Source organism: Asanoa siamensis (assembly GCF_016862555.1).
In the GTDB taxonomy this organism is placed as follows: domain Bacteria; phylum Actinomycetota; class Actinomycetes; order Mycobacteriales; family Micromonosporaceae; genus Asanoa; species Asanoa siamensis.
In genome coordinates, this window is the sequence record NZ_BONE01000014.1 from 61,463 (window position 1) to 85,984 (window position 24,522).

Below are 24,522 nucleotides of genomic sequence, written 5' to 3' on the forward strand. Positions count from 1 at the left end.
TGCCGGGCGGATCGTCGCCCGAATAGGATCGGTTTCGTGCGCGACATCGCGGTATTCAGCGGTAGTGCCCATCCGGAGCTGGCCGCCGACATCTGTGCCCACCTCGGCGTCCCACTGCTCCCGACGCGGGTCTCCCGGTTCGCCAACGACTGCCTCGAGGTGCAGCTGCAGGCCAACTGCCGGGAACGCGACGTCTTCCTGATCCAGCCGATCGTCGCGCCGACCCAGGAGAACCTGGTCGAGCTGCTCTTCATGATCGACGCGGCCCGCGGTGCGTCGGCGGGCCGGATCACGGTGGTGCTGCCCCATTTCGCGTACGCCCGCTCGGACAAGAAGGACGCGCCCCGCATCTCGATCGGCGCCCGCCTGGTCGCCGACCTCCTGGTGTCGGCGGGCGCCCACCGGGTGCTGGCGATGACGCTGCACTCGCCGCAGGTGCACGGCTTCTTCAGCGTGCCGGTCGACCACCTGCACGCGCTGCGCGAGCTGGCGGCGCACTTCCGCGGCGAGGACCTGAGCGAGACGGTCGTGGTCTCCCCGGACCTGGGCAACGCGAAGGAGGCGGCGGCGTTCGCCCGCATGCTGGGCACGCCGGTGGCCGCGGGCGCGAAGCAGCGTTTTCATGACAAGGTCCGCATCAGCGCGGTGATCGGCGACGTCGCCGACCGCGACGTGATCGTCCTGGACGACGAGATCGCCAAGGGCAGCACGGTGATCGAGCTGGTCGACCACCTCCACCAGCTCAAGGCCCGCTCGATCCGCCTGGTCTGCACACACGGCCTCTTCGCGGACGACGCCCTGGACAGGCTGTCGGCACTGGACGGCGTCACGGAGATCATCTGCACGAACACGGTGCCGATCCCGATCGAAAAACGCGTGCCGCAGCTGACGATCCTGTCGGTGGCGCCGGCCCTGGCGGAAGCGATGCGCCGCATCCACAACGGCGAGTCGGTCAGCGCGCTGTTCGCCTAGACACGATCGAGGATCCGTTCCCGGGTCCGTCGGGGGCGCGACCGTCGCTCCCGCCGGACACCGCTCGCTCCGCGTCGCTGCCACGCGCGCGTCGGGTCACGGACCTTCTCCCATCAGTCGACCGCGGGCCGGGGCCTGCGCATCGGCCGCACATGTTTCGGCATGTACACACATCGCAGAGCATGTGCCCGCTTCGTAGAGTGGGCGGATGTCCCAGCCGCAGGTGCTCGTTCAACCGTCAGGACTGAGCGGGCGGGCCCGGGATTTCCTGGCCGCGCACGCCCGGGTGGTGCCGGTCGGGACCGGGCCGGGTGAGGACGAATGCCGGGCCGAGATGCGGGCGGCGTTGGGATACTGCGACGAGAGCGCCCTGGCCACGCTGCGGCGCATTCAGCGGCGATACTCGGGTCTGGCCTTCACCAGCCGGCTCCGGGACAGCGAGATCGTCTTCGAACCCGTTCTGGACGTCGATCCCGATACCGGCGAGATCGTCTTCGGGTCCGCGATCATGGACGCCGCACCGGACGGGTGCCGCAGTGGGTTCGTCAGGCCCGACGGGACGCTCTGGTTCGGCCTGTTCGAGACCGACGCGCAGGCGTTTCCCTCGCTCGACCACTTCCTGGAATGTGAAGCGCTGCTCCACCACGCGCACCGCCGGCGGCCCTTGTCGACCGAGACACCGCCGGATGCCGATGAACACCTGGCCGTCCTGCGTGGGCGGTACCCGCGCCTGCGGCCGGTGGACGCGGCGAGCGGCTTCTGCGTCGGGTGGTGGAGCGACGGCGAGCGGCTCGTGTTCGCCAACGGACTGGACGCACGGTTGGCAGCGGACGGCCGCGGTGCGAGTCCGGTGCCAACCGTCGTCACGACCTGGCTGGGAGAACCCCGGCCATCAGGAGGCACGTAGGCAGCGCACGTAGAGATGGCGTTGTCCGTCTCCCGGGTCGGTGCCCAGGCCCGTCGCGTCCGTGGTCCGGCGGCACAGGAACACGTCCACGACGCCGCCGTTGACGTCGCGCGGCCCCACCAGGTCCGACGCCTCGGTCGTAGGACGTCACGCGGCGGCCGCCAGCGGACTCCCGGGAGACCTTGGTGCCTTCCCGGTCGATCCTCGGCCTCGTCGGGCACCTGGGCCGCCGCCCGCCAACGTGGTAGTGCCGGTGAGCGGGTTCCGGGCCGGCTAGGCCGTGTCCTGCCGATCATCGAAGCCAGATGAGGGCGGCGATGAGGAGGAGTGATGAGCGGTAGAGGGCGGCGCGTTTGGCGTATCGGGTGGCTAGGGCTCGCCATTGTTTGAGGCGGTTGAAGCAACGCTCGAAGACGTTGCGGTGTCTGTAGAGCTGCTTGTCGAAGTCGTGTAGTCGTCCGCCCTGGCTGCCTTTGGTGGCTCGGCGGGTGACCTGGTCGGTGCGTTCCGGGATGGTGTGGGCGATGCCGCGGCGGCGCAGACCGGCGCGTGTGGGGTTGTGGGCGTAGGCCTTGTCCGCGATGAGCATGTCCGGCTTTGCGTCGCGAACGGCCTGCCGCGTCCGTCGACGGCGAGGTGAATCTTGGTGGTCAGGCCGCCCCGCGAGCGACCCAGCGCTTCACCGTCCGCCGCTGGTATGGCGACACCGCCGGCGGATCCCCTTTTTTGCGGGCTCCAGCGGCGTGCTGGTGGGCACGCACGACGCTGGAGTCCAGGCTGATGATCCATTCGACGGGCTGGCCGTCGTCGTAGACCTGTGCCCGGGCCAGGATCAGCTCCCAGGTGCCGTCGTCGGTCCATCGGCGCAGCCGTTCGTGGCAGGTCTTCCACGGCCCGTACCGTTCCGGCAGGTCTCGCCACGGCGCCCCGGTCCGCAGTTTCCACAGGATCCCGTTGACCACTTGGCGGTGGTCCCGCCACCGTCCTGACCTGCGGCCCGGCTCCGGCAGCAGCGGCTCGATCACCGCCCAAGCCTTGTCCGTCAGCTCGCCACGCCCCACACCCGACACATCAACCAGAACTGATCAACTGGCCGGGTACACCTAGGCGGAGAGGGACGGCGGCGGCGCCGCGGTGGGACCGGGACGTGCCCACGGCAGCCTTGGCGGTTCGGTGGCACCGACGTCGGTGGCGAGTTGGCGCCTGAGGCCAGCACGAGTAGCTCCCGTGCCTCGTCCGTCGACAGCGGCGGCGCTTCGGTCTCGTCGTCGTCGTCCCGCATTGCCAGGCGAGCGAATTGAGCAAGCGCAGGTATCTCCCTTGTCCAGGCGGGCGCCTGTGCCAACCATCGGCCTTCGCGAGCGGGACCACAACGGTTGAGCGGGCAGACCACCATCCACCCATCGGCATGAGGGCTCGATCGTGGGCGACGTGGCCGAACGCTCGTTGCGTCACTTGCCCTTGATGAGTGGTGTGCTGACCGCGCCCGCGCCTGCGAACCGTCATCGCGCACCTCGACGTCGATCGATTCGATGTTGTGGACAGGCTAACCCGGCGATCGAGCTGGCATAGTGGGGCGCGTGACGACCTCGTTGCCTGAGTCACCCGCGGCGTTGGCTGATGCGTTGGCGTCCACCGGGTACCTGGCCGACGAAGGGCTTGCCACCGCCGGGTTTCTGGCGCTCACCTTGGGCCGGCCGTTGTTTCTCGAAGGCGAGGCCGGCGTCGGGAAGACCGCCTTCGCGCAGGCCCTTGCCGTCGCTACCGGTGCGCGGTTCGTGCGGCTGCAGTGCTACGAAGGGCTCGACGCCGCGCAGGCGCTCTACGACTGGGATTTTCCCCGGCAGATCCTGCACCTGCGGGCCGCCGAGGCCGCCGCGTCCGGGCAACAGATCGATGCCGCCGTGCTCGAGGCCGGGCTCTACGACCGGCGGTTCCTGATCGCGCGGCCGCTCCTCCAAGCCCTCGAGCACAGCCCCTGCGTGCTGCTCGTCGACGAGGTCGATCGGGCCGACGACGAGTTCGAGGCGTTCCTGCTCGAGACGCTCGCCGAGGCCGCGATCACCATTCCCGAGATCGGGCGGATCGTGGCCGAGACGCCGCCGCTCACCGTCCTGACCAGCAACCGCACCCGGGAAGTGCACGACGCGCTCAAGCGGCGCTGCCTCTACCACTGGGTCGAGCACCCCGAGTTCGACCGCGAGGTCGCGATCCTGCGGGAGCGGCTGCCCCAGATCACCCGGCGGCTCGCCGAGCAGGTCGCCGCCGCGGCCGGGCGGATGCGGGAGCTTGATCTGATCAAGCCGCCCGGTGTCGCCGAGTCGATCGACTGGGCCGGTGCGCTCGTCGCGCTCGGAGCCCGCGACCTCGATCCCGACCGGGCCGCCGCCACCCTCGGTGCCGTCCTGAAGTACCGCGAGGACGTCGCCCGCGTCAGAGCCGGCCTCGACGACCTGGTCGCCGCACAACCATGACCGGCGCGGGGCTCGACCTGACGGGGCTGGTCGTCGGGTTCGCACGCACCCTGCGGCACGCGGGCGTCGAGGCGGGGCCCGACCGGGTGCAGACGATGCTCCGCGCGGTCGACGCCCTCGGCGGCACCACCGCACGACACCTCTACTGGGCCGGCCGCCAGACGCTCTGTGCCGAGCCGGACGACATCAGGATCTACGACGCCGCGTTCGCCGCCTACTTCGGCGGTCAGCGGCCCCAGCGTGGCACCCCGCTCAACCCCGCCGCCACCCTGCCCAGCGTCGCCGCGCCGTACACGTCCGGGCCGCCCGGCGACAGCGCGGACGACGGCGACGAGCCGCAGGTCCTCGGGCTGTCCGCCAGCACCGTCGAGATCCTCCGCCGGCGCGACTTCGCCCTGCTCACCCCGACGGAACGCGCCGAGGTGCGCCGGCTGCTGGCGCTGCTCGGACCGAAGACCGCGACCCGGCGCAGCAGGCGGCGCCAGCCGGCCGCGCGGGGTGAGATCGATCCGAACAGGACGGTCCGCGCCGCGCTCACGCGGGCGGGCGAGCCCACCCGGCTCGCCCGGCGGCGCCGCGTCGAGCGCCCCCGCCGCCTCGTGCTGCTGATCGACGTCTCCGGGTCGATGAGCCCGTACGCCGACGCCCTCCTGCGGTTCGCGCACGCCGCCGTCCGGACCAGGCCGACCCGCACCGAGGTCTTCACGCTCGGCACCCGGCTGACCCGGATCACCCGAGCGCTCCGGCACCGCGACGCCGACGCCGCGCTGCACGCCGCGTCGACCGCCATCCCGGACTGGCACGGCGGCACCCGGCTCGCCGACGCGCTCCAGGCCTTTCTCGACCGCTGGGGTCAGCGCGGCACGGCCCGCGGCGCGATCGTCGTCATGTTCAGCGACGGCTGGGAACGCGGCGACCCCACCGCCCTCGCGCAGCGCACACACCGCCTGGCCCGCCTCGCGTACCGGCTGATCTGGGTCAATCCCCACCGCGGCAAGGACGGCTTCGCTCCCCTGGCCGGCGGGATGGCCGCCGCCCTGCCGCACCTCGACGAGTTCGTCGCCGGCCACACCGTCGCCGCGCTCGACGAATTGGTCCGGGTCATCGCGAAATAAGAACACTCTCCTCTTGCGGTGCCGCGCACGAAGAGATTGGCTGATGGCTTAGCGCGAATGACCTTGGCCGCCCGCAACGTCGCCGGTGGAGAGGAGGAAAGCGCAGCCTGGGCCCGCGCCCGTCCCTGACGTGAGCATGCGCGCCGGCCCCCACCGGGCGCAGTGGAGCAAGCCGGGAGGCTTGATGACCCGGGTATCGATGAAGGTCGACGGCGTCGAGTACGAGGACGACGTCGAGCCGCGCACCCTGCTCGTGCACCACCTGCGGGAACAACTCGGCAAGGTCGGCACCGTCGTCGGTTGCGACACCAGCAACTGTGGCGCGTGCACGGTGCTGATGAGTGATCCCGAAGGGCGCCAGCAGGGTGTCAAGAGTTGCTCGGTCCTGGCCGTGCAGGCCGACGGCCGGGAGATCACCACGATCGAGGGCCTGTCCGGGCCCGACCGCACGCTGCACCCCGTGCAGCGGGCCTTCCACGAGGCCCACGGCCTGCAGTGCGGGTTCTGCACCCCCGGCATGATCATGGCGGCGGTCGACCTGCTCCAGGAGAACGCCGACCCCACCGAGGACGAGATCCGCGAAGGGCTCGAGGGCAACCTCTGCCGGTGCACCGGCTACCAGAACATCGTGCGGGCGGTCCAGGAGGCGAGCGCCGAGATCCGCCAGGGCGCCCAGGCCGAGCCGGCTCCCCCGTCGCCACGGGCCGGCGAGGCCCAGACACCCGACGACGGTCTGCCCCGCGAGCACGTGCCGGACGAGACCATCCCCCAGCCGGTGCCGTGAGGGAGAGCCGATGACCATCACCGAGGTTGGCAGCGCGCGGCGCCGCAAGGAGGACGCCCGGCTGATCACCGGGCGCACGACCTGGACGGAAAACGTGACGCTGCCCGGGATGCTGCACCTGGCGATCCTGCGCAGCCCGATGGCACACGCCCGGATCACCAGCATCGACGTCTCGCCGGCGCTGGAGACCAAGGGCGTCGTCGCCGCCTTCTCCGGCCGCGACGTGGCCGACGTGCAGGGGGCGCTGCCGTGCGCCTGGCCGGTCACGGCCGACATGGTGCACCCCGACCGGCCGCCGATCGCGGTCGACGAGGTCAAGTTCATGGGCGAGGCGGTCGCGGTGGTCGCGGCCCGGTCGAGGGCGGCCGCGCTCGACGCGATCGCCGCGATCGAGGTCGACTACGAGCCGCTGCCGGCCGTGCTCGACATGGAGGCGGCCATCGCCGACGGCGCCGACCTGGTGCACGCCGACAAGGGCACCAACAAGGGCTACACCTGGGTGTTCGACTCGGCCGAGGCGGGCACGGGCGGCGACGCCGCGGCCGCGCTCGACGGCGCCGAGGTCGTCATCAAGCGGCGGTACGTGCAGCAGCGGCTGATCCCGGCCTTCATGGAGCCGCGCAGCGTGGTCGTCGACCCGACCGGCGACGCGTACTCGATCTGGTCGGCCACCCAGATCCCGCACATCCTGCGGTTCCTGATCTCCGTCGTGACCGGCACCCCCGAGCACAAGGTCCGCGTCATCGCGCCGGACGTCGGTGGCGGCTTCGGCGGCAAGCTCCAGGTCACGCCGGAGGAGCTGATCGCGTTCGTCGCGGCCAAGCGGCTGGGCCGACCGGTCAAATACACGGAGTCGCGCTCCGAGAGCCTGGTCTCGGCCCACCACGGCCGCGACGTCATCCAGGATCTGGAGCTGGCCGCCCGGCGCGACGGCACCGTCACCGGCCTGCGGGTCAAGCTGCTGGCCAACATGGGTGCCTACATGGGACTCGTCGGCCCGGGCGTGCCCATCCTCGGCGCGTTCATGTACAACGCGATCTACAAGTTCCCCGCGTACCGCTTCGAATGCTCCGGGATCTTCACCAACACGACGATCACCGACGCCTACCGGGGTGCGGGCCGGCCCGAAGCCACCTACGCGATCGAGCGGCTGATGGACGAGCTGGCCGCCGAGCTCGGGCTCGATCCGATGGACGTACGCCGGCGCAACTGGATCAAGGCCGAGGAGTTCCCGTTCACCACGGTCTGCGGCCTGCAGTACGACTCCGGCGACTACGACAAGGCCACCGACCGGGCGATGGAGCTGCTCGGCTACGACGAGCTGCGCGCGGAGCAGCAACGCCGCCGGGAAGCCCAGGACCCCGTCCAGCTCGGCATCGGCATCTCGACCTACACCGAGATGTGCGGCCTGGCGCCGTCCCGGGTGCTCGGCTCGCTGCGCTACGGCGCCGGCGGTTGGGAGACGGCGAGCGTACGCATGCTCCCCACCGGCAAGGTCGAGGTGGTCACCGGGACGTCACCGCACGGCCAGGGGCACGAGACGGCGTGGAGCCAGATCGTGGCCGACCAGCTCGGCGTCGCCTTCGACGACGTCGAGGTGCTGCACGGCGACACCCGCACCTCCTACAAGGGGCTCGACACGTACGGCTCGCGCTCCCTCGCGGTCGGCGGCATCGCGCTCTACAACGCCTGCCAGAAGGTGCTCGACAAGGCCAAGCCGATCGCCGCGCACATGCTCGAATGCGACCCGGCCGACCTGGAGTTCACCGGCGGGCAGTTCCGGGTGCGCGGCAACCCCGACGGCGGCAAGAGCATGGCCGACTGCGCGCTGGCGGTGTTCGCCGCGCACGACCTGCCCGACGGGATCGAGCCGACGCTGGACGCCGACGCGGTCTACGACCCGGTCAACTTCTCGTTCCCGCACGGGACCCACCTGTGCGCGACGGAGGTCGACACGGAGACGGGCCGGGTCACGATCCGGAAATACGTGGCGGTCGACGACATCGGCAAGGTGATCAACCCGCTGATCGTCGAGGGCCAGGTGCACGGCGGCATCGCGCAGGGCGTCGCGCAGGCGCTCTTCGAGGAGGCCGTGTACGACGCCGACGGCAACCTGATGACCGGCACGCTGGTCGACTACACGCTGCCGACGGCGGCGGACCTGCCGTCGTTCGTCACCGACCGCACGGAAAGCCCGGCCCCGGACCATCCACTGGGTACGAAGGGAGTCGGCGAGGCGGGCACGATCGCGTCGACGCCTGCGGTCGTCAACGCGATCGTCGACGCGCTGCGCCCGATGGGTGTCAACGACATCGCGATGCCGTGCACGCCGGAGCGGGTCTGGCGGGCCGTCCAGGGAGGTGCGGCATGATCCCCCCGTCGTTCGACTACGCGGCGCCGACCACCGTCGACGAGGCGGTCTCGACGCTGCGCGACGCCGGCGAGGACGCCAAGGTGATCGCCGGCGGGCAGAGCCTGCTCCCGCTGCTGCGGATGCGGTTCGCCGCCCCGAGCACCCTGGTCGACCTCGGCGGTGTCGCCGAGTTGCGGGGCGTACGCGAGGACGGCGACGCGATCGTCATCGGCGCGATGGTGACCCACGCCGACGTCCTGCGCGACCCGCTGGTCAACGCGCACCTGCCGCTGCTCGCGCAGGCCACGTCCACCGTGGCGGACCGGCAGGTCCGGCACCGCGGCACGTTCGCGGGGTCGCTGGCGCACGCCGACCCGGCGGGCGACCTGCCGGCGGTGGCGCTGGTGCTCGGGGCGTCGATGGAGATCGCCGGCCCCGGCGGGCGCCGGGTCGTGCCGGCGAGCGAGTTCTTCGTCGACTACCTGGAGAGCGTCGTCGCGCCCGACGAGGTGCTCGTCGCGGTCCGGGTGCCCAAGCAGGGCGCCTGGCAGGGCCGCTACGAGAAGTTCAACCGGGTCGCCCAGGGCTGGGCCCTGGTCGGCGTGGCCGCGCTGGTCAAGCGCGAGAACGGCACGGTCACCGCGGCCCGGGTCGGGCTGACCAACATGGGCTCGACGCCGCTGAGGGCGACCGCGGCTGAGGAGGCGCTGGCCGGTGCCGGCGACGCCGAGGCGATCGGCGCCGCGGCGGCCCGGGCGGCCGAGGGCACCCGGCCGAGCGACGACATGCTGGCCAGCGCCGACTACCGGCGCCACCTGGCCGGCGTGCTGACGAAGCGGGCGGTCGCGAGCCTGGTGTGAAGCAAGGAACGGTCCGTTGTTAACGCCCGGTGTTAATAACGGACCGTTTCTCTGCGGAAACCGTTAACAGCGGACCGTTCCTTCAGCCTCGCCGCTGGCTGAAGCGGACCATGTTGCCCGACGGGTCGCGGAAGGCGCAGTCCCGCACCCCGTACGGCTGGTCGACCGGCTCCTGCAGCACGTCGGCGCCGGACCGGCGGACCTGCTCGAACGTCGCGTCGCAGTCGTCGGTGTCGAAGATCAGCGCGGACAGGGCCCCCTTGGCGATCAGTTCGCGCAGCGCCGGCTGGTCACCGGGTGCCTTGGACACGGCGGGGTCGAGGCCGATCTCGATGCCGGGCTGGCCGGGCGCGCCGACGGTGATCCAGCGCCACGGGTTGCCCCAGTCGGTCATGTCGAAGTCGTTGCGCACCTCGAGACCGAGCACGTCGCGATAGAACGCGAGGGCCTTGTCCTGGTCGTCGACGAGGATGAAGCAGTGCGAGAGCGTCAGGTTCATGCTCCCGACGCTAGGCCGGGGACGCCGCCCGGCGCTTCTCCGAAACGACTCGCCTGGGTCGCGTCAGCCGTTGGGCGAAGCAGGCGGGCACCGGTGCGAGCCGCGAGTGGTCCCGGGCCCGGTAGACCGACGGCGGAACCCCCACGATCTCTGTGAACCGGGCGCTGAACGAGCCGAGCGACGTGGCACCGACCGCGAGGCAGACCTCGGTCACCGACAGGTCGCCCCGCCGCAGCAGCGCCTGCGCCCGCTCGATCCGCCGGGTCATCAGGTATTGATAGGGCGTCTCGCCGAACGCCGCCCGGAACCCGCGGGCGAAGTGCGACGGCGACATCAGCGCCGCCCGGGCCAGCGCGGGCACGTCCAGCGGCCGGGCATAGTCGCGATCGATCAGATCGCGGGCCCGGCGCAGCAGCACCAGGTCGTGGAGATTCACGACGCCAGTCTGGTACGCGGACCCGCCCGCAGCACACCCGACGGCAGTTCGCGGCCCACCACCCGCTGCGCCAGCGCCGCCGCCTCGATCAGCGCGTCGAGGTCGATCCCGGTGTCGATGCCCATGTCCTCCAGCATGTGCACCACCTCCTCGGTGGCCACGTTGCCGGTCGCGCCCGGGGCGTACGGGCAGCCGCCCAGCCCGCCCACGCTCGCGTCGAACTCGGTGATGCCCAGGTCGAGCGCGGTCAGGATGTTGGCGAGCGCCGTACCCCTGGTGTTGTGGAAGTGCAGCAGCACCGGGATGTCCGGCTGGCGCTCGCGGACCAGGGTGACCACCTCGGTGACCCGGCGCGGGGTGGCCATGCCGGTGGTGTCGCCGAACGCGATGCGGTCGGCCCCGTCGGCCACCACCCGGTCGACGATGTCGGCGACCCGCTTGGGATCGACGTCGCCCTCGAACGGGCAGCCGAAGCTCGTCGCGATGATCACCTCGGCGCTGGCGCCCGCGCCGTGCAACTCGTCGATCAACGCCGCGATGTCGTCGAGCGACTCGGCGGTGGAGCGGTTGACGTTGCGCTTGTTGTGCGTGTCACTCGCCGAGACGACGACCTCGACCTCGGTGAACCCGGCCGCGAGGGCGCGCTGGGCACCGCGCGAGTTGGGCACGAGGGCCGAATAGCGCACCGCCGGTGACTTGTGCACCGCGGACCACACCGCGTCGGCGTCCGCCATCTGCGGGATCGCTTTCGGGTGAACGAAGGAGACCGCCTCGATCCGGCGTACGCCCGTGCCCGAGAGCGCGTCCAGCAGCTCGATCTTGGCTTCCGTGGGCACCGGATCCTCGTTCTGGAGCCCATCACGGGGTGCGACCTCGCGGATGGACACAGAGCCGGGCATCGGGTTCATGAACTCATGTTAAGTCGCGTTCGGGTTGCGGGATCCGGCGGCGGAGGGTTACGTGGGTCTTGGACGGCCGCAGTTCCGCTCGCCGTTAAGGACGGCCCTGTCAGTTGCGGTCTCAACCAACAATCCCCTGCCGCAAAACTGGAGGGTTTCACCATGCTCGCAGTGACCGACAACGCCGTCGCGGTGATCCGCGACCTGACCGGCCAGCAGAACCTGCCGGACGGCGCCGGGGTCCGCATCGCATCCGACCCGACGCAGGGCGCGCTCACGATGAGCCTCGCGACCTCGCCACAGGAGGGTGATCAGGTCGTCGACACGTCCGGTGCCCGGCTGTTCCTGGACGGGGAAGCCGCCCGCGTGCTCGACGACAAATCGCTCGACGCAGCCGTCGACGCCAACGGGGCCGTCCAGTTCGAGGTTGGCGAACAGCTCAGCTAGTCCAGTGGTCGGGGCGGCGCAGCCCGGCCGGCAGCGCCGTCCCGCGGTCCCCGCGCGCCGCCGTGACCTGCGGCTGCGTGAGGAACAGCGTGGTGCCCAGCCGGGCGCCGCGCAGGTCGGCGTCGCGCAGGTCGGCGCCGATCAGATCGGCCGCCGCCAGGTCGGCGCCGCGCAGGTCGGCACCGATCAGGTACGCGCCGCGCAGGTTGGCCGCGCGCAGGTCGGTGCGCCGCAGGTCCTTGCCGACGAGGTCGGCACCGCGCCGTTCCAGGCGCCGCCCGGGCGCGTTGCGACGGACGGTGGCACTTGCCCGCAGCAGCAGGTCGTTGACGGCCGCCCAGTGCGGCGCGACGTCGAGCGCGGCCAGGTCGTCACCCTCGGTCAACGCGACCGTCTGCTCCCGGGCCGTCTCCAGGGCGGCGCGCTGGGCGGCCGGCAGCGTCAGGTCGAGCGCGGCGGTCAGGTACCAGAGCAGTTCGTGCAGTTCCCGCATGACCGGGAAGGCCGCCAGCAACTCGGGCCGCTCGTGCCAGTCCGCGCCCCCGAACGTCCCCTGGGTCAGGTGCTGCCCGGCACCGAAGCAGTCGTAGACGGTGCAGCCGCGGAAACCGGACGTGCGCAGCTTCGCGTGGATCCCGCAGCGGAAGTCGCCGCCCAGGTTCGGGCAGGGCTGCCGGGCGGGCTTGTCGATCGCGAAGTCGACCGACTTCGCGAAGGCCGGCACCACGCAGCACAGCCCGACGCACCGGCTGCAGTCCGCGGTCAGCTCCACGGCGACCAACCCTACGAAACCGCCCGCCGGTCGTACGCGGCGCGGGCGGCCGCGATCTCCGCACGGTGCCGTTCGGCCCAGGTGGTGAGCGTGACCAGCGCGTCGTAGATCTCCCGGGCCAGGTCGGTGGCCACATATTCGACCCGGGGCGGGACGGTCGGGTAGACGGTGCGGGTCAGCAGGCCGTCGCGTTCGAGGTTGCGCAGCGTGAGCGCGAGCATGCGCCGGCTGATCCCGTCGATCGACCGCTCCAACTCGGTGAACCGCACGGGGCCCAGCGCCGCGGCGACGATGATCGCGATGCTCCACTTGCCGCCGACCCGGTCGAGCACCTCGCGCGCGGTGCACTCGTCCTCGGTCATGCCTCCATCGTCACAGAGGTCGGCCGCCTGTTACAACTCGTACACCAAGGCGTTTTTGCACACTTGTACAATCGCCGGATGGGAAACCGGGAAAGCCTGATCGCCGGGGCCAAGCAGTGCCTGCACGACATCGGCTACACCCGCACCACCGCGCGCGACATCGCCACGGCGGCCGGCGTCAGCCTGGCCGCGATCGGCTACCACTTCGGCTCGACCCGGGAGCTGCTCAACCAGGCGCTGGTCGAGGCGCTGGCCGAGTGGGGCGAGGAGCTGGCCGGCACGCTGCGCGACACCGACGGCTCGGCCGAGGCGGTCTGGGCCGCGGTCATCGCGTCGGTGCGCACCCAGCGCCCGCTCTGGACCACGCAATTCGAGCTCGCGGGCCAGGTCGACCGGCTGCCGGAGATCCACGAGTTCCTGGTCGCGGGCCAGCGCCAGGGGCGCACCGAGCTCGCCGGCCTGTTCGGCGCCGCCGAGGGCGAGGAGGCCCGGCTGCTCGGCGGCCTCGCCCAGGCGCTGCTCGCGGGCCTGGCCATCCAGTGGCTGATCGACCCCGACGGCGCGCTCACCGCGACCGACCTGACCGCCGCGATCCGCGCGGCGGCCGACCGGGCCTGACGGCCGAGATTCAACCCGCCCACCAGGGGTACGCGGCCAGGAAGGAGAAATCCACGCCGCGAAGGGGACATCGTGACCAGCACAGCGACCATCGCCGACCTGTCCACCGCGCGTGAGGTGGCCCGGCAGCTCCGGGTCGACTCCGTGCGGACCAGCACGAGCGCCGGATCCGGCCACCCCACCTCGAGCATGTCGGCCGCCGACCTGCTCGCCGTGCTGGTCACCCGGCACCTGCGCTACGACTGGGACAACCCGGGGAACGACGCCAACGACCACCTGATCTTCTCCAAGGGGCACGCCTCGCCGCTGCTGTACTCCGTCTTCAAGGCGGTCGGCGTGGTCTCCGACGAGGAGCTGATGACCGGCTACCGGCGGTTCGGGCAGCGGCTGGAGGGCCACCCGACCCCTGTGCTGCCCTGGGTCGACGTGGCCACCGGCTCGCTCGGCCAGGGCCTGCCGGACGGTGTCGGCGTCGCGCTGGCCGGGCGCTACCTCGACGAGTTGCCGTACCGGGTCTGGGTGCTCTGCGGCGACAGCGAGATGGCCGAGGGCTCGATGTGGGAGGCGATCGACAAGGCCTCCTTCTACCGGCTCTCGAACGTGATCGCGATCGTCGACGTCAACCGGCTCGGCCAGAGCGGCCCCACCGAGCTGCAGTGGGACCTCGACGCGTACGCGCGGCGGGCCGAGGCGTTCGGCGCGCGGGTGCTGATCGTGGACGGGCACGACGTGGACGCGATCGACGAGGCGTACCGGGCGGCCACCGACCGCACCGACGACCGTCCGACGGTGATCCTCGCCCGCACGCTCAAGGGCCGCGGGTTCAGCGAGGTCGAGAACCTGGAGGGCTGGCACGGCAAGCCGCTGCCCGCGGAGATGGCCGACCGGGCGATCCGCGAGCTGGGCGGCGAGAGCGACCTGGTGGTGCGGGGGCCGCTGCCGCCCGACGCGCAGCCGGCGTCCCGCCCCGCGCCGCGGAACCTGCCCGACCTGCCGCGCTGGGACGTGGGCGAGAAGGTGGCGACCCGCCGGGCGTACGGGGACGCGCTGACCGCGCTCGGCGGCGGACACCCGCGGATCGTGGCGCTGGACGGCGAGGTCGGCAACTCGACCTACTCGGAGGAGTTCGCGAAGGCGTTCGGGGACCGGTTCTTCGAGATGTACATCGCCGAGCAGCAGATGATCGCGGCCGCGGTCGGGCTGTCGGTGCGGCGCTACGTGCCGTTCGCCTCGACCTTCGCCGCGTTCCTGTCCCGGGCGTACGACTTCATCCGGATGGCCTCGATCTCACAGGCCGACATCCGGCTCTGCGGGTCGCACGCCGGCGTGGAGATCGGCGCGGACGGGCCGTCGCAGATGGCGCTGGAGGACCTGTCGATGCTGCGGGCCGTGCAGGGCTCGACCGTGCTCTACCCGAGCGACGCGACCAGCGCCGCGGCCCTGGTGGCGGCCATGGTCGACCTGCCGGGCGTGAGCTACATGCGGACGACCCGCGGCGCCTACCCCGTGTTGTACGAGGCGGGCGAGCAGTTCCCGGTCGGCGGGTCCAAGGTGCTGCGGTCGAGCCCGGACGACGTCGTGACGCTGGCGGGCGCCGGCGTGACGCTGCACCAGTGCCTGGCCGCGGCCGACCAGCTCGCCGCCGAGGGCGTCCGCGCGCGGGTGCTCGACCTCTACTCCGTCAAGCCGATCGACGCCGCGACACTGCACGAGGCCGTGGCGGCGACCGACGGGCGGATCGTCGTCGTCGAGGACCACCACCCGGAGGGCGGGCTCGGGTCGGCGGTGGCCGAGGCGCTGCTCTCCGCGGGCTCGTCGACCCTGCGCTTCACCCACCTCGCGGTGCGGACGCTGCCCGGCTCCGGCAAGACGGCCGAGCTCCTCGCCGCCGCGGAGATCGACGCCGACCACATCGCGGCCGCGGCCCGGGCACTGGCTAGCTAGGCGTTCAGTCGGAGCTGCCAGTCGTGGGGCACCCGGTCGGCCGGACCCGGCACGGGCTGGTCGTCCGGGTGGCTCTGCGGGTCGGCGAGCGCCGGGCCTTCCAGGAAGTCGCCGGTCGAGTAGTCGTAGTACCAGTCCTCGCCGGGCTCGTACGAGCGGATGATGTTGTGCCCGCTGGTGGTGGCGTGCTTGGTGGCGTGCTGTGAGGGCGAGTTGTCGCAGCAGCCGATGTGCCCGCAGGTGGCACAGCGGCGCAGGTGCAGCCACCAGCCGCCGCTGTCGGTGCATTCCGCGCAGCCGGTGCCGGACGGGGCCACCTCGGGTCGTACGACCGATTCAGTCACGGTTGTTCCTCCTCCTGTGCTGCCCTGCCAGCTACCCCGATCAGGCGCGGTCTCACGTGACGATTCCGTCACCCCACGTAAGATCGCCAGGTGAGCGACGTGCTCAACAGTCTGCTCGACCAGCGGGCGATCTACGTCTACCTGATCGTCGCGCTGGTCGTGTTCGCCGAGGACGCGCTCTTCTTCGGTTTCATCCTGCCCGGTGAGACCGCCGCCATCCTGGGTGGCGTCGCGGCCAGCCTGGGCCACGTCAGCGTGGTCTGGATGAGCGTGATCGTGGTCGCGGCGGCGATCATCGGCGACACGGTGGGCTACGAGATCGGCTCGCGCTGGGGACACCGCCTGCTGGGCGTCAGGATCCTGCGAAAACGCGAGAAACAGGTGGAGGCGGCCCGCTCGTTCCTGGCCAGACGCGGCGGGCCGGCGGTCTTCCTCGGGCGGTTCATCGCGTTCCTGCGGGCGTTCGTGCCCTTCGGGGCCGGCGTCGCGCACATGCACTACCGCCGGTTCCTGGCCTGGAACGCGATCGGCGGCGTGGTCTGGGGCGTCGGCTCGGTGCTGCTCGGCTTCCTGGCCGGGCACTCGTACCAGATGATCGAGGACGCGGTCGGCAAGTGGGCGGCGATTGGCATCGGCGCGGCGGTGGTGGCCGCCGTGCTGGCCTGGGTCGTCTACCGCCGGGTCCGCGAACGCCGGGCCCACTAAGTCCTCTGCTTCGCCGCCCGGAGTGTCAGGCGGCGAAGCCGAGGAGGGGCGGGGATCTACTTGCTGAAGCCGGCCGTCAGGCCGCTGAGCAACTGGCGCCGGCCGAGCACGTAGACCGCCAGGATCGGCAGGGTCGTCAGCACCACCGAGGCCAGCACCGCGGGCACGTTGATGCTGTACTGCCCCTGGAAGGTCCAGAGCGCCAGCGGCAGCGTGCGCTGCGTCGGGCTCTGGGTCAGCACCAGCGGCAGCAGGAAGCCGTTCCAGATCGAGAGCCCGTTGTAGATGATCACGGTGACCAGCGCGGGCCGCACCAGCGGCAGGGCCAGGTGCCGCAGCGTGCCCCACTCGCTGGCGCCGTCCATCCGCATCGACTCGAACAGCTCGCGCGGCACGTCGCGGATGAAGTTGGAGAGCACCAGCACCGACAGCGGGATGGCGAACGCGATCGACGGCAGGATGATCGCCATCAGCGTGTCGTACATCCGCAGCCGGATGATGATCAGGAAGACCGGGATGATCACCGCCTGCAGCGGGATCGCCAAGCCCATCAGGAACAGCGAGTTGACGCCGCGCAGGAACCGGCTGCGGTGGCCACCGCGGACGATCGCGTAGGCGGCCATGAACGAGATCGCCACGGCGGGCAGCACCGCGCCCGCGGTGACGATCACGCTGTTGACGAAGTAGCGGACGAAGTCGGCCTCGATCACCATGCGGTAGTTGTCGAGGGTCGGCTCGGTCGGCAGCGCGAACGGGTTGCTGAGGAAGTAGTTGGCCTGCGTCTTGAGGCTGGTGATCAGGATCCAGTAGAGCGGGATCAGCACGATCGCCAGCCAGATCAGGCCCGCGACGCCGGCCGGCAGGTTGAACCGCCGGCGGCGGCCGCCCAGCACGGGGCGGTGCGGTGCGCGCGGCCGGGTCGCCTGGTCGGGTGGTGTGCTCAGGGTCGTCGTCACGTCACACGCCTTCCATCTGGCTCTCGCTCGCGTCCTTGCCGCCGAGGCGGCGCAGCAGCAGCGCGAGCGCGAGGCCGACCAGCACCAGGATCACCGCGATGGCGCTCGCCGGGCCCATCAGGTTGGCCTGGAAGCCCCGCTTGTACATGTCGAGCGCGAGCGCCCGGGTGGCGTCGCCCGGCCCACCCCCGGTGAGCACGAAGATCAGGTCGAAGAAGGTCAGCGAACCGACCACCATCAGCGTCGACGACGTGATGATCGTGTACTTGAGCTGCGGCAGCGTGATGCTGAAGAACTGCCGGAGCCGACCGGCGCCGTCGATCTCGGCCGCCTCGTACATCGCCTTCGGGATCTGCCGCACGCCACTCTGGTAGATCAGCGAGTGGAACGGGATGAACTGCCAGGACACGACGAACACGAGTACGCCGAGGGCCAGGTTGTCGCGGCCGAGCCAGTCCTGCTGCAGCAGCGGGATGCCGAGCCCCGCGCCGAGCCCGAAGTTCGGGTCGAGCAGCGCCTTGTAGGTGATCGCCAGGGCGGCGGAGCTGAGCAGCAGGGGTACGAAGTAGATCACCGCGAGGATCTCACGGTAGCGGGTCTGTGTCGCCAGGTAGACGCCGATCAGCAGGCTGAGCGGGGTCTGGAAGGCCCAGGACAGCGCCATGATCAGGAAGGTGACCCAGAGCGCGTGCACGAGGGCCGGGTCGCTCAGCACGGTCCGCCAGCTGTCGAAGCCCGCCGGGTGGATGTCGCCGATGCCGTCCCACTGCGTGAAGCTCAGGACCAGCACGCCGATCAGCGGGACGATGCCGAACGCCACGAACATCAGGAAGGCGGGTACGGCCAGCCACGAGACGGACCCGCTCCGCCCGCCCGTGGAGGCTTCGGTTGAACTCCTCCGCAAGGCGGGCGGAGCGAGAGATGTCATTGCCCGATCGTCCCGTTCATGTTCTCGGCCCACTTCTCGGGGGAGATCTTGAGCTGGAACAGCTGCGCGATGTTGTCGAGCAGCTTCTCCGCCGCCGTCGGGCTCAGCGCCTGGTCCCACGACTGCGCGAAGGTCTTGGCGTTGGCCGAGGTCTGGTAGACGAACTTCAGGAAGTCGGCGTCCTTGGTCGCGCCGAACGCGCCCTCGGTGCCCTTGACGATCGGCACGGCGCCGGCGTCGATCCACTCCTTGACCTCGGCGTCGGCGAGCACCGCCTCCTTGAAGAACTTCTTCGCGGTCTCCTTCTGCTCGGCGGTGGCCTTGGAGGAGATCGAGTAGTACTGACCGGGGTTGCCGACGGTGTCGCTGACGTCGCCCTTGCCGCCGTCGATCGGCGGGAAGTTCATGTAGCCGAGGCTGCCGCTGGACACGAAGTCACCCCCGTCGGCGGCCATGCCGCCGTAGGTCCACGTGCCGTGCAGCATCATCGCCGCCTTGCCCGTGTAGAGCAATGCCTGGTCGGCGTTGGAGTCGGCGGTGATCGACGAGAAGCCCTTGATGAAGCCGTTCGCCTTGATCAGGTCCTGGGTCAGCGTCAGCGCCTGGATGGCCGCCGGGTGCGACCAGGCGCCCTTCTGGCCGTCGAAGACCGCCTGGAACACCTCGCTGCCGCCGATGCGGTCGAAGAGGAACTCGAGCCACATCATGTTGGTCCAGCGGGACTGGCCGCCGAGCGAGAACGGCGCGATGCCCTTGGCGTTGAACTTGGGCACGAGGTCCATGACGTCGCCCCAGGTCTGCGGGGGCTGCGCGCCGATCTTCTCGAAGGCCCGCTTGTTGTAGAACATGACGATCGGCTGGACCGTCTCGGCCGGCATCGCGTAGATCTTGCCGTCGATGGTGGCGGCGCCGAACGACGACGGGAACAGCCGGTCCTTGACCGCCGCGTTCTCGCCGAACCACGAGGTCAGGTCCTCGACCTGGCCGGCCTGGACATAGCTGCGCAGCGTGCCGCCGCCCCAGCCCCAGATGATGGTCGGCGCCTGGTTCGCGCCGATCGAGGTCTTGATCTTCGTCTTGTACGCGTCGTTCTGGAACGTCGTCGCCGTGATCTTGGCGTCGGGGTTCGCCTGGTTGAACCGGTTGACGGTGTTGGTGCGGATGCCCTCACCGGGTGCGCCGGTGAGGAACCAGTAGCTGGCCGCACCGGCGCCACCGCCACCCGCGGCCCCGGTGCCGGGACCGGAGCTGCCGCAGGCGGCCAGTGCCGCACCGGCGCCCACGCCCATGGTCAGGCCGAGAAAATTCCGCCGGGACAGGATGCTGCGCTCCACGCTGGACCTCCGTACTCGTGAGCCGCGGCGGGCGCGGCCGAATCGATCGTGCTGAGGCGGCAAGGGGTCACCGGCCACAAGGGAGCGCTCCCACAGCGCGGCGCACAGGTGCTGTGGCAGGGAAGTTTCGGCCGGTGGTCTCGCAAATTAACGGAGAATTTTCAAGTCAACGTAGGATTCCGCCACCGAGGTGTCAAGGGCTTGAAGCCGCCGTTCTGATCGGCGAAAGTAAGCCCAGCGCAAGGCGCGTCGGCACGTTCCACGCTCCGCGAACGTCGAAAGTTTCGAAGCTGTACCGCCATCTTGCGCGAAGGAGGCACCACCGTGACGACCCAGCCCGCGCAGATCGCGACGCAGCCCTGGCACGACACCGGCAGTCCGGTCGCCGAGCGGGTCGAGGCGCTCCTCGCGGCCATGACGCTGGAAGAGAAGATCGCCCAGCTCGGCAGCCGGTGGCTCCGCAAGGACATGCACGAGCCGGACGCCGAGCCGATCTTCGACACCGACCACAACATGGCGCCGATGCAGGACGTCTTCTCGGCCGGCGACCTGCCGCTCGACCAGGCGAGCCGGCACGGCCTCGGCCACCTCACCCGGGTGTTCGGCAGCGCGCCGGTCACCGCGGCGGAGGGCGCGGCCGAGCTCGTGCGGCAGCACCACGTCGTGCTCGACGCGCACCGGCTGCGCATCCCGGCCCTGGCCCACGAGGAGTGCCTCACCGGCTTCACCACCTACGGCGCCACGGTCTACCCGGCCGCGATCGCCTGGGGCGCGACGTTCTCGCCCGACCTGGTCGAGCGGATGGCCGCCGCGATCGGCCGCGACATGGCCGCCGTCGGCGTCCACCAGGGACTCTCCCCCGTGCTCGACGTCGTCCGGGACTACCGGTGGGGCCGGGTCGAGGAGACGATGGGCGAGGACCCGTACCTGGTCTCGATGCTCGGCGCCGCCTACGTGCGCGGCCTGCAGAGCGCCGGCGTGATCGCCACGCTCAAGCACTTCGCCGGCTACTCCGCCTCTCGCGGCGCGCGCAACCACGGGCCCGTCTCGATGGGCCGCCGCGAGCTGATCGACGTGCTCCTGCCGCCGTTCGAGACGGCCGTGGCCACCGCCGCCGCCGGGTCGGTGATGAACTCGTACGCCGACGTCGACGGCATGCCCGCCGGCGCCGACCACTGGCTGCTCTCCGACGTCCTCCGCGACGACTGGGGCTTCACCGGCACGGTGGTCTCCGACTACTGGGCGGTGCCCTTCCTCGCCTCGATGCACCGGATCGCCGCCGACGACGCGGACGCGGGCGCGCTGGCGGTGGCCGCCGGCATCGACGTCGAGCTGCCCGACACCATCGGGTACGGCGCGGCGCTGCTCGCCAAGGTCCGCGCCGGCGAGGTGTCCGAGGCGCTGGTCGACCGGGCCGCCCGCCGCGTGCTCACCCAGAAGGCCGAGCTCGGCCTGCTCGATCCCGGGTGGACGCCGGAGGGCTCGGTGGCCGGCGCCGCGACCGTCGACCTCGACTCGCCCGCCAACCGCGCGCTGGCCCGGGAGATCGCCGAGCGGTCGATCGTGCTGCTCGACCCGGGCAGCGCGCTGCCGCTGGCCGGCGCCGGGCGGGTCGCGGTGGTCGGGCCGTGCGCGGCGCAGCCCCGTACCTTCATGGGCTGCTACGCGTTCCCCAACCACGTGCTGCCCCGGCACCCGGGGCTGGGCCTGGGCGTCGACGTGCCCACCGCGCTCGACGCGCTGCGCGCCGAGCTGCCCGCGGCGGACGTCTCGTTCGAGCCGGGCTGCGAGATCCAGGGCGACGACCGATCCGGCTTCGCGGCCGCGATCGCGGCGGCCCGGGCCGCGGACGTGTGCGTCGCGTTCGTCGGCGACATCGCGGGGCTGTTCGCCCACGGCACCTCCGGCGAGGGCTGCGACGCCCCCGACCTGCGGCTGCCGGGTGTGCAGGCCGACCTGCTCGCGGAGCTGATGGCCACGGGCACCCCGGTGGTCGTGGTCGTGGTCTCCGGCCGGCCGTACGCGCTCGGTGACCTGCACGGCCGGGCTGCCGCGCTGGTGCAGGCGTTCATGCCGGGCGAGGAGGGCGGCGCGGCGATCGCCGGCGTGCTCTCCGGCCGGGTGCAGCCCAGCGGCAAGCTGCCGGTGCAGATCCCGCGCGCGCCGGGCGCCCAGCCGGGCACCTACCTGCAGCCGCCGCTGGGTGCCGAGAACACCGACATCAGCAGCCTCGACCCGGCTCCGCTGTTCCCGTTCGGGCACGGCCGGTCGTACACCACCTTCGCGGTCTCCGACCTCGCGCTCTCCGCGGCGGAGGTGCCGACCGACGGCGAGTTCGTGGTGAGTGCCCGGGTCCGCAACACCGGTGACCGGGCCGGCACCGAGGTCGTCCAGCTCTACCTGCACGACGTGGTCGCCCAGGTGGTCCGGCCGGTCAAGCAGCTCGTCGGGTTCGCCCGCGTCGACCTCGCGCCCGGCGCGACCGCCGACGTGCGCTTCGCGGTGCACGCCGACCGCACCGCGTTCACCGGTCGCGACCTGCGCCGGATCGTCGAGGCCGGCGACATCGAGGTGCTGGTCGGCACGTCCGCGGCCGACCTGCCGCTGCGCGGTACGGTACGGCTCGTCGGCCCGACCCGCGTCGTCGGGCACGACCGGCGCCTCGACACTCCCGTGACGGTCGACCCCAGCGGTCTGTGCTGAAAGGAGGGTCCGTGCCGCCCAAGATCCGGCGCGCGACGCTGGCGACGGTGGCCGCGTCGGCCGGCGTCTCGGTGACCACCGTGTCCAAGGTGGTCAACGGGCGCGCCGACGTGGGCCCGGAGACCCGCGCGCTGGTGGAGTCGCTGCTGGAGCAGCACGACTACATCGGGCGGCGGTCACCGGCGGGCCACGGCGGTCCGGCCACCGCGCGCATCGAGCTGATGTTCAGCGGCTCGCTCAACGCGTACTCGACCGAGATCATCCAGGGCGTGCTCGAGGCGGGCGGCGAGGCGGGGGTGGCGGTCGCGATCACCACCCGGCCGCGGCCCGCGCCGAGCCGCCCGCGCGGCTGGGCGCGGGACCTGGCCGCCGCCGGCCGGCGGGCGGTGATCGCCGTCGTCGACGAGCTGACCTCCGCCGACCTGGCGGGGCTGACCCGCGCCCAGTTGCCGCTCGTGGTGATCGACCCGCTCAACCTGCAGCGCAACGAGGTCACCAGCGTGGGCTCGACCAACTTCGCCGGCGGGATGGCCGCGGCGCAGCACCTGCTCGCGCTCGGCCACCGGCGGATCGGCTACGTCGGCGGGTCCACGCGGTCCGCCTGCAACCAGGCCCGGATGCACGGCTACCGGGCCGCGCTGGAGGCGGCGGGCGTCGCGGTGCCCGACGAGTACCAGCGCACCGGCGACTTCCGCTACCGCGACGGTCTCGACGGTGGCGCGGCGCTGCTCGACCTGCCGGTGCCGCCGACGGCCGTGTTCGCCGGCAGTGACGAGACCGCGGCCGGCGTGATCGAGGCGGCCCGGGCCCGCGGGCTGCGGGTGCCCGACGACCTGAGCGTGGTCGGCTTCGACGACACCGAGGTGGCCCGGCTGGCCTCACCCCCACTGACCACGGTGCGGCAGCCGCTGCGGGAGATGGGCGGCGTCGCGCTGCGCACCGCGCTGCGCCTGGCGGCGGGCGAGAAGCTGGACTCGCACCACGTCGAACTGGCCACGGAGCTGATAATCCGCGGGTCGACGTCAGGGCCGCGGTGCGGCGGTTGACTCCCTGACGACCAGAGTCGTCGCGAGTTCCACATGGTGCGAGTCGAGCTTCTCGCCGGCGATCAGGCGCAGCAGCGTACGCAGGGCCACCCGGCCCATCTCGCGCAGTGGCTGGCGCACCGAGGTGAGCGCCGGCGTCGACATCACCGTGAGGTAGGTGTCGTCGAAACCGACGATGCTGACGTCGTGCGGCACCTGCCGGCCGAGCGCCTGTGCCGCGGCGAAGACCCCCACCGCGGTCGGGTCGCTGGCCGCGAACACCGCCGTGGGCGGATCTTCTACGCCGAGCAGGTCGCCGCCGAGCGTGAGCCCCGACGCGAAGTCGAACGAGCCGTTGCGGATCAGGGCCGGGTCGGGGCGGATGCCGGCGTTCTCCAGCGCGGCCCGGTAGCCGTGCAGCCGGGCCCGGCTCGGTGAGGAGGCCGCCGGGCCGCCGATGAACGCGATCCGCCGGTGGCCGAGCCGGATCAGGTGGTCGGTGGCCTCGAGACCGCCGCTCCAGTTGGTCGCGCCGACGCTGACCACGTCGGTGCGGGGCAGGTTGACCGGGTCGATCACCACGAGCGAGAGCCCGGCGCGGTCGAACGCCGCGAGCTGGCGCGAGGTCAGCTCGGAGGTGACCACGATGAGCCCCTTGCGGCCGGCCTCGGTGAGCCGGCGGGCCCAGGCGGCCTCGGTCCGCGGCGGGTTGTCGGTCAGCGTCGGCAGGCGGCGGACCACCACGTCGACGCCGAGCTCGTCGCCGCCGTCGGTGACGCCGTGCAGCACCTCGGTCGCGTACGGGCTGATGATGTCGTCGAAGACGAGCTCGATGCTGCGGGTCGGGGCCGACGTGCCCCGGGTCCGCGCCCCCGGCGGTCGGTAGTTGTGCGCCCGCAGCGCCTCCTCGACCTTGGCCCGGGTGGCGCTGGCGACGTCGGCGCGACCGTTGAGCACCTTGGAGACGGTCGGCAGCGACACGCCGCACGCCTCTGCCACCATGGCGAGCGTGGCCCGCCCTCCGACCTCCGCCGGCACTCTTCCCCCCACACCTTCGAAAACTTTCGAATCCCCGGTGCGGAGGT

General features: G+C 71.6%; 23 protein-coding genes and 1 pseudogene. 13 read left to right on the top strand and 11 right to left on the bottom strand.

Annotation, left to right across the window (positions count from 1 at the left end; translation table 11 throughout):
• Positions 1 to 36: 36 nt before the first annotated feature.
• Complete coding sequence (locus Asi02nite_RS11540) at positions 37 to 972, top strand: ribose-phosphate diphosphokinase (RefSeq protein ID WP_203712420.1); 936 nt, start codon at positions 37 to 39, stop codon at positions 970 to 972.
• Positions 973 to 1,180: 208 nt separating this feature from the next.
• A complete protein-coding gene (locus tag Asi02nite_RS11545; protein ID WP_203712421.1) occupies positions 1,181 to 1,879 on the top strand; it encodes a hypothetical protein in 699 nt (232 codons plus the stop codon).
• Positions 1,880 to 2,171: 292 nt separating this feature from the next.
• On the opposite strand, the pseudogene Asi02nite_RS11550 reads toward Asi02nite_RS11545, so the two are convergent.
• Positions 2,172 to 2,940, bottom strand: a pseudogene (locus Asi02nite_RS11550) (IS5 family transposase).
• A 519-nt stretch (positions 2,941 to 3,459) separates the two neighbouring features.
• Here Asi02nite_RS11550 and Asi02nite_RS11555 point away from each other — a divergent pair.
• The 5 genes from Asi02nite_RS11555 (at position 3,460) to Asi02nite_RS11575 (ending at position 9,465) form a co-directional block, all read left to right on the top strand.
• Positions 3,460 to 4,353 (top strand): AAA family ATPase, encoded by an 894-nt coding sequence (locus Asi02nite_RS11555; protein WP_239126645.1) that lies wholly within the window; start codon positions 3,460 to 3,462, stop codon positions 4,351 to 4,353.
• Entirely contained in the window at positions 4,350 to 5,468 is a 1,119-nt protein-coding gene (locus Asi02nite_RS11560; protein WP_203712422.1) for a vWA domain-containing protein, read from the top strand. Before Asi02nite_RS11555 ends, Asi02nite_RS11560 begins: the two co-directional genes overlap by 4 nt.
• A gap of 184 nt (positions 5,469 to 5,652) precedes the next feature.
• Complete coding sequence (locus Asi02nite_RS11565) at positions 5,653 to 6,252, top strand: (2Fe-2S)-binding protein (protein ID WP_308440148.1); 600 nt, start codon at positions 5,653 to 5,655, stop codon at positions 6,250 to 6,252.
• 10 nt (positions 6,253 to 6,262) lie between these two features.
• Positions 6,263 to 8,623 carry a xanthine dehydrogenase family protein molybdopterin-binding subunit gene (locus Asi02nite_RS11570; RefSeq protein ID WP_203712423.1) on the top strand — a complete coding sequence of 787 codons (2,361 nt, stop codon included), beginning with the start codon at positions 6,263 to 6,265 and terminating at the stop codon, positions 8,621 to 8,623.
• Complete coding sequence (locus Asi02nite_RS11575; protein WP_203712424.1) at positions 8,620 to 9,465, top strand: FAD binding domain-containing protein; 846 nt, start codon at positions 8,620 to 8,622, stop codon at positions 9,463 to 9,465. Before Asi02nite_RS11570 ends, Asi02nite_RS11575 begins: the two co-directional genes overlap by 4 nt.
• An 82-nt stretch (positions 9,466 to 9,547) precedes the next feature.
• Here the strand turns inward: Asi02nite_RS11575 and Asi02nite_RS11580 are convergent, their stop codons facing one another.
• The 3 genes from Asi02nite_RS11580 to Asi02nite_RS11590 are packed head-to-tail and all read right to left on the bottom strand — an operon-like array spanning position 9,548 to position 11,299.
• Positions 9,548 to 9,964 (bottom strand): VOC family protein, encoded by a 417-nt coding sequence (locus Asi02nite_RS11580; protein ID WP_203712425.1) that lies wholly within the window; start codon positions 9,962 to 9,964, stop codon positions 9,548 to 9,550.
• A 10-nt stretch (positions 9,965 to 9,974) separates the two neighbouring features.
• A complete protein-coding gene (locus Asi02nite_RS11585) occupies positions 9,975 to 10,400 on the bottom strand; it encodes a helix-turn-helix domain-containing protein (protein ID WP_203712427.1) in 426 nt (141 codons plus the stop codon).
• Positions 10,397 to 11,299 carry a hydroxymethylglutaryl-CoA lyase gene (locus Asi02nite_RS11590; protein WP_203712515.1) on the bottom strand — a complete coding sequence of 301 codons (903 nt, stop codon included), beginning with the start codon at positions 11,297 to 11,299 and terminating at the stop codon, positions 10,397 to 10,399. Before Asi02nite_RS11590 ends, Asi02nite_RS11585 begins: the two co-directional genes overlap by 4 nt.
• Positions 11,300 to 11,461: 162 nt before the next feature.
• On the opposite strand from Asi02nite_RS11590, the gene Asi02nite_RS11595 reads away from it, so the two are divergent.
• Complete coding sequence (locus tag Asi02nite_RS11595) at positions 11,462 to 11,746, top strand: adhesin (protein ID WP_203701681.1); 285 nt, start codon at positions 11,462 to 11,464, stop codon at positions 11,744 to 11,746.
• On the opposite strand, the gene Asi02nite_RS11600 is transcribed toward Asi02nite_RS11595, so the two are convergent.
• Positions 11,739 to 12,527 (bottom strand): pentapeptide repeat-containing protein, encoded by a 789-nt coding sequence (locus Asi02nite_RS11600; RefSeq protein ID WP_203712429.1) that lies wholly within the window; start codon positions 12,525 to 12,527, stop codon positions 11,739 to 11,741. The two genes, Asi02nite_RS11595 and Asi02nite_RS11600, sit on opposite strands and share 8 nt — an antisense overlap.
• 2 nt (positions 12,528 to 12,529) lie before the next feature.
• Positions 12,530 to 12,880: a winged helix-turn-helix transcriptional regulator gene (locus tag Asi02nite_RS11605; RefSeq protein ID WP_203712431.1), complete on the bottom strand. Its 351-nt coding sequence runs from the start codon at positions 12,878 to 12,880 to the stop codon at positions 12,530 to 12,532.
• A gap of 78 nt (positions 12,881 to 12,958) precedes the next feature.
• Between Asi02nite_RS11605 and Asi02nite_RS11610 the strand changes: the two genes are divergently transcribed.
• Positions 12,959 to 13,498: a TetR/AcrR family transcriptional regulator gene (locus tag Asi02nite_RS11610; RefSeq protein WP_203712433.1), complete on the top strand. Its 540-nt coding sequence runs from the start codon at positions 12,959 to 12,961 to the stop codon at positions 13,496 to 13,498.
• A 72-nt stretch (positions 13,499 to 13,570) separates the two neighbouring features.
• A complete protein-coding gene (locus Asi02nite_RS11615) occupies positions 13,571 to 15,442 on the top strand; it encodes a transketolase (protein WP_239126646.1) in 1,872 nt (623 codons plus the stop codon).
• Here Asi02nite_RS11615 and Asi02nite_RS11620 read toward each other — a convergent pair.
• Complete coding sequence (locus Asi02nite_RS11620) at positions 15,439 to 15,786, bottom strand: UBP-type zinc finger domain-containing protein (RefSeq protein ID WP_203712434.1); 348 nt, start codon at positions 15,784 to 15,786, stop codon at positions 15,439 to 15,441. The genes Asi02nite_RS11615 and Asi02nite_RS11620 overlap by 4 nt on opposite strands.
• A gap of 90 nt (positions 15,787 to 15,876) precedes the next feature.
• Between Asi02nite_RS11620 and Asi02nite_RS11625 the strand changes: the two genes are divergently transcribed.
• Positions 15,877 to 16,491: a DedA family protein gene (locus Asi02nite_RS11625; protein ID WP_203712436.1), complete on the top strand. Its 615-nt coding sequence runs from the start codon at positions 15,877 to 15,879 to the stop codon at positions 16,489 to 16,491.
• 56 nt (positions 16,492 to 16,547) lie between these two features.
• On the opposite strand, the gene Asi02nite_RS11630 is transcribed toward Asi02nite_RS11625, so the two are convergent.
• The 3 genes from Asi02nite_RS11630 to Asi02nite_RS11640 form a co-directional block, all read right to left on the bottom strand.
• Positions 16,548 to 17,447, bottom strand: coding sequence for a carbohydrate ABC transporter permease (locus Asi02nite_RS11630; RefSeq protein ID WP_239126647.1), 900 nt, complete (start codon positions 17,445 to 17,447; stop codon positions 16,548 to 16,550).
• A 1-nt stretch (position 17,448) separates the two neighbouring features.
• Positions 17,449 to 18,273 carry a carbohydrate ABC transporter permease gene (locus Asi02nite_RS11635; protein WP_239126648.1) on the bottom strand — a complete coding sequence of 275 codons (825 nt, stop codon included), beginning with the start codon at positions 18,271 to 18,273 and terminating at the stop codon, positions 17,449 to 17,451.
• A gap of 98 nt (positions 18,274 to 18,371) precedes the next feature.
• Entirely contained in the window at positions 18,372 to 19,709 is a 1,338-nt protein-coding gene (locus tag Asi02nite_RS11640) for an extracellular solute-binding protein (protein WP_239126649.1), read from the bottom strand.
• A gap of 324 nt (positions 19,710 to 20,033) precedes the next feature.
• On the opposite strand from Asi02nite_RS11640, the gene Asi02nite_RS11645 reads away from it, so the two are divergent.
• Both Asi02nite_RS11645 and Asi02nite_RS11650 read left to right on the top strand, forming a co-directional pair.
• Positions 20,034 to 22,412: a glycoside hydrolase family 3 N-terminal domain-containing protein gene (locus Asi02nite_RS11645; RefSeq protein ID WP_239126650.1), complete on the top strand. Its 2,379-nt coding sequence runs from the start codon at positions 20,034 to 20,036 to the stop codon at positions 22,410 to 22,412.
• Between the two features lie 11 nt (positions 22,413 to 22,423).
• The gene (locus Asi02nite_RS11650; protein ID WP_239126651.1) at positions 22,424 to 23,458 is read left to right on the top strand and encodes a substrate-binding domain-containing protein; all 1,035 of its coding nucleotides are present in this window, start codon (positions 22,424 to 22,426) and stop codon (positions 23,456 to 23,458) included.
• On the opposite strand, the gene Asi02nite_RS11655 is transcribed toward Asi02nite_RS11650, so the two are convergent.
• Positions 23,435 to 24,475, bottom strand: a complete 1,041-nt coding sequence (locus Asi02nite_RS11655) for a LacI family DNA-binding transcriptional regulator (protein WP_239126652.1) — start codon at positions 24,473 to 24,475, stop codon at positions 23,435 to 23,437. The genes Asi02nite_RS11650 and Asi02nite_RS11655 overlap by 24 nt on opposite strands.
• Between the last annotated feature and the right edge of the window lie 47 nt (positions 24,476 to 24,522).

What these genes read in the sequence shown, in the direction of transcription:
- Asi02nite_RS11635 (WP_239126648.1), bottom strand. Translation starts at nt 18,273, where the DNA reads ATGTTCGTGGCGTTCGGCATCGTCCCGCTGATCGGCGTGCTGGTCCTG.
- Asi02nite_RS11595 (WP_203701681.1), top strand. Translation starts at nt 11,462, where the DNA reads ATGCTCGCAGTGACCGACAACGCCGTCGCGGTGATCCGCGACCTGACC.
- Asi02nite_RS11605 (WP_203712431.1), bottom strand. Translation starts at nt 12,880, where the DNA reads ATGACCGAGGACGAGTGCACCGCGCGCGAGGTGCTCGACCGGGTCGGC.
- Asi02nite_RS11565 (WP_308440148.1), top strand. Translation starts at nt 5,653, where the DNA reads ATGACCCGGGTATCGATGAAGGTCGACGGCGTCGAGTACGAGGACGAC.
- Asi02nite_RS11575 (WP_203712424.1), top strand. Translation starts at nt 8,620, where the DNA reads ATGATCCCCCCGTCGTTCGACTACGCGGCGCCGACCACCGTCGACGAG.
- Asi02nite_RS11560 (WP_203712422.1), top strand. Translation starts at nt 4,350, where the DNA reads ATGACCGGCGCGGGGCTCGACCTGACGGGGCTGGTCGTCGGGTTCGCA.
- Asi02nite_RS11590 (WP_203712515.1), bottom strand. Translation starts at nt 11,299, where the DNA reads ATGCCCGGCTCTGTGTCCATCCGCGAGGTCGCACCCCGTGATGGGCTC.
- Asi02nite_RS11545 (WP_203712421.1), top strand. Translation starts at nt 1,181, where the DNA reads ATGTCCCAGCCGCAGGTGCTCGTTCAACCGTCAGGACTGAGCGGGCGG.
- Asi02nite_RS11610 (WP_203712433.1), top strand. Translation starts at nt 12,959, where the DNA reads ATGGGAAACCGGGAAAGCCTGATCGCCGGGGCCAAGCAGTGCCTGCAC.
- Asi02nite_RS11580 (WP_203712425.1), bottom strand. Translation starts at nt 9,964, where the DNA reads ATGAACCTGACGCTCTCGCACTGCTTCATCCTCGTCGACGACCAGGAC.
- Asi02nite_RS11570 (WP_203712423.1), top strand. Translation starts at nt 6,263, where the DNA reads ATGACCATCACCGAGGTTGGCAGCGCGCGGCGCCGCAAGGAGGACGCC.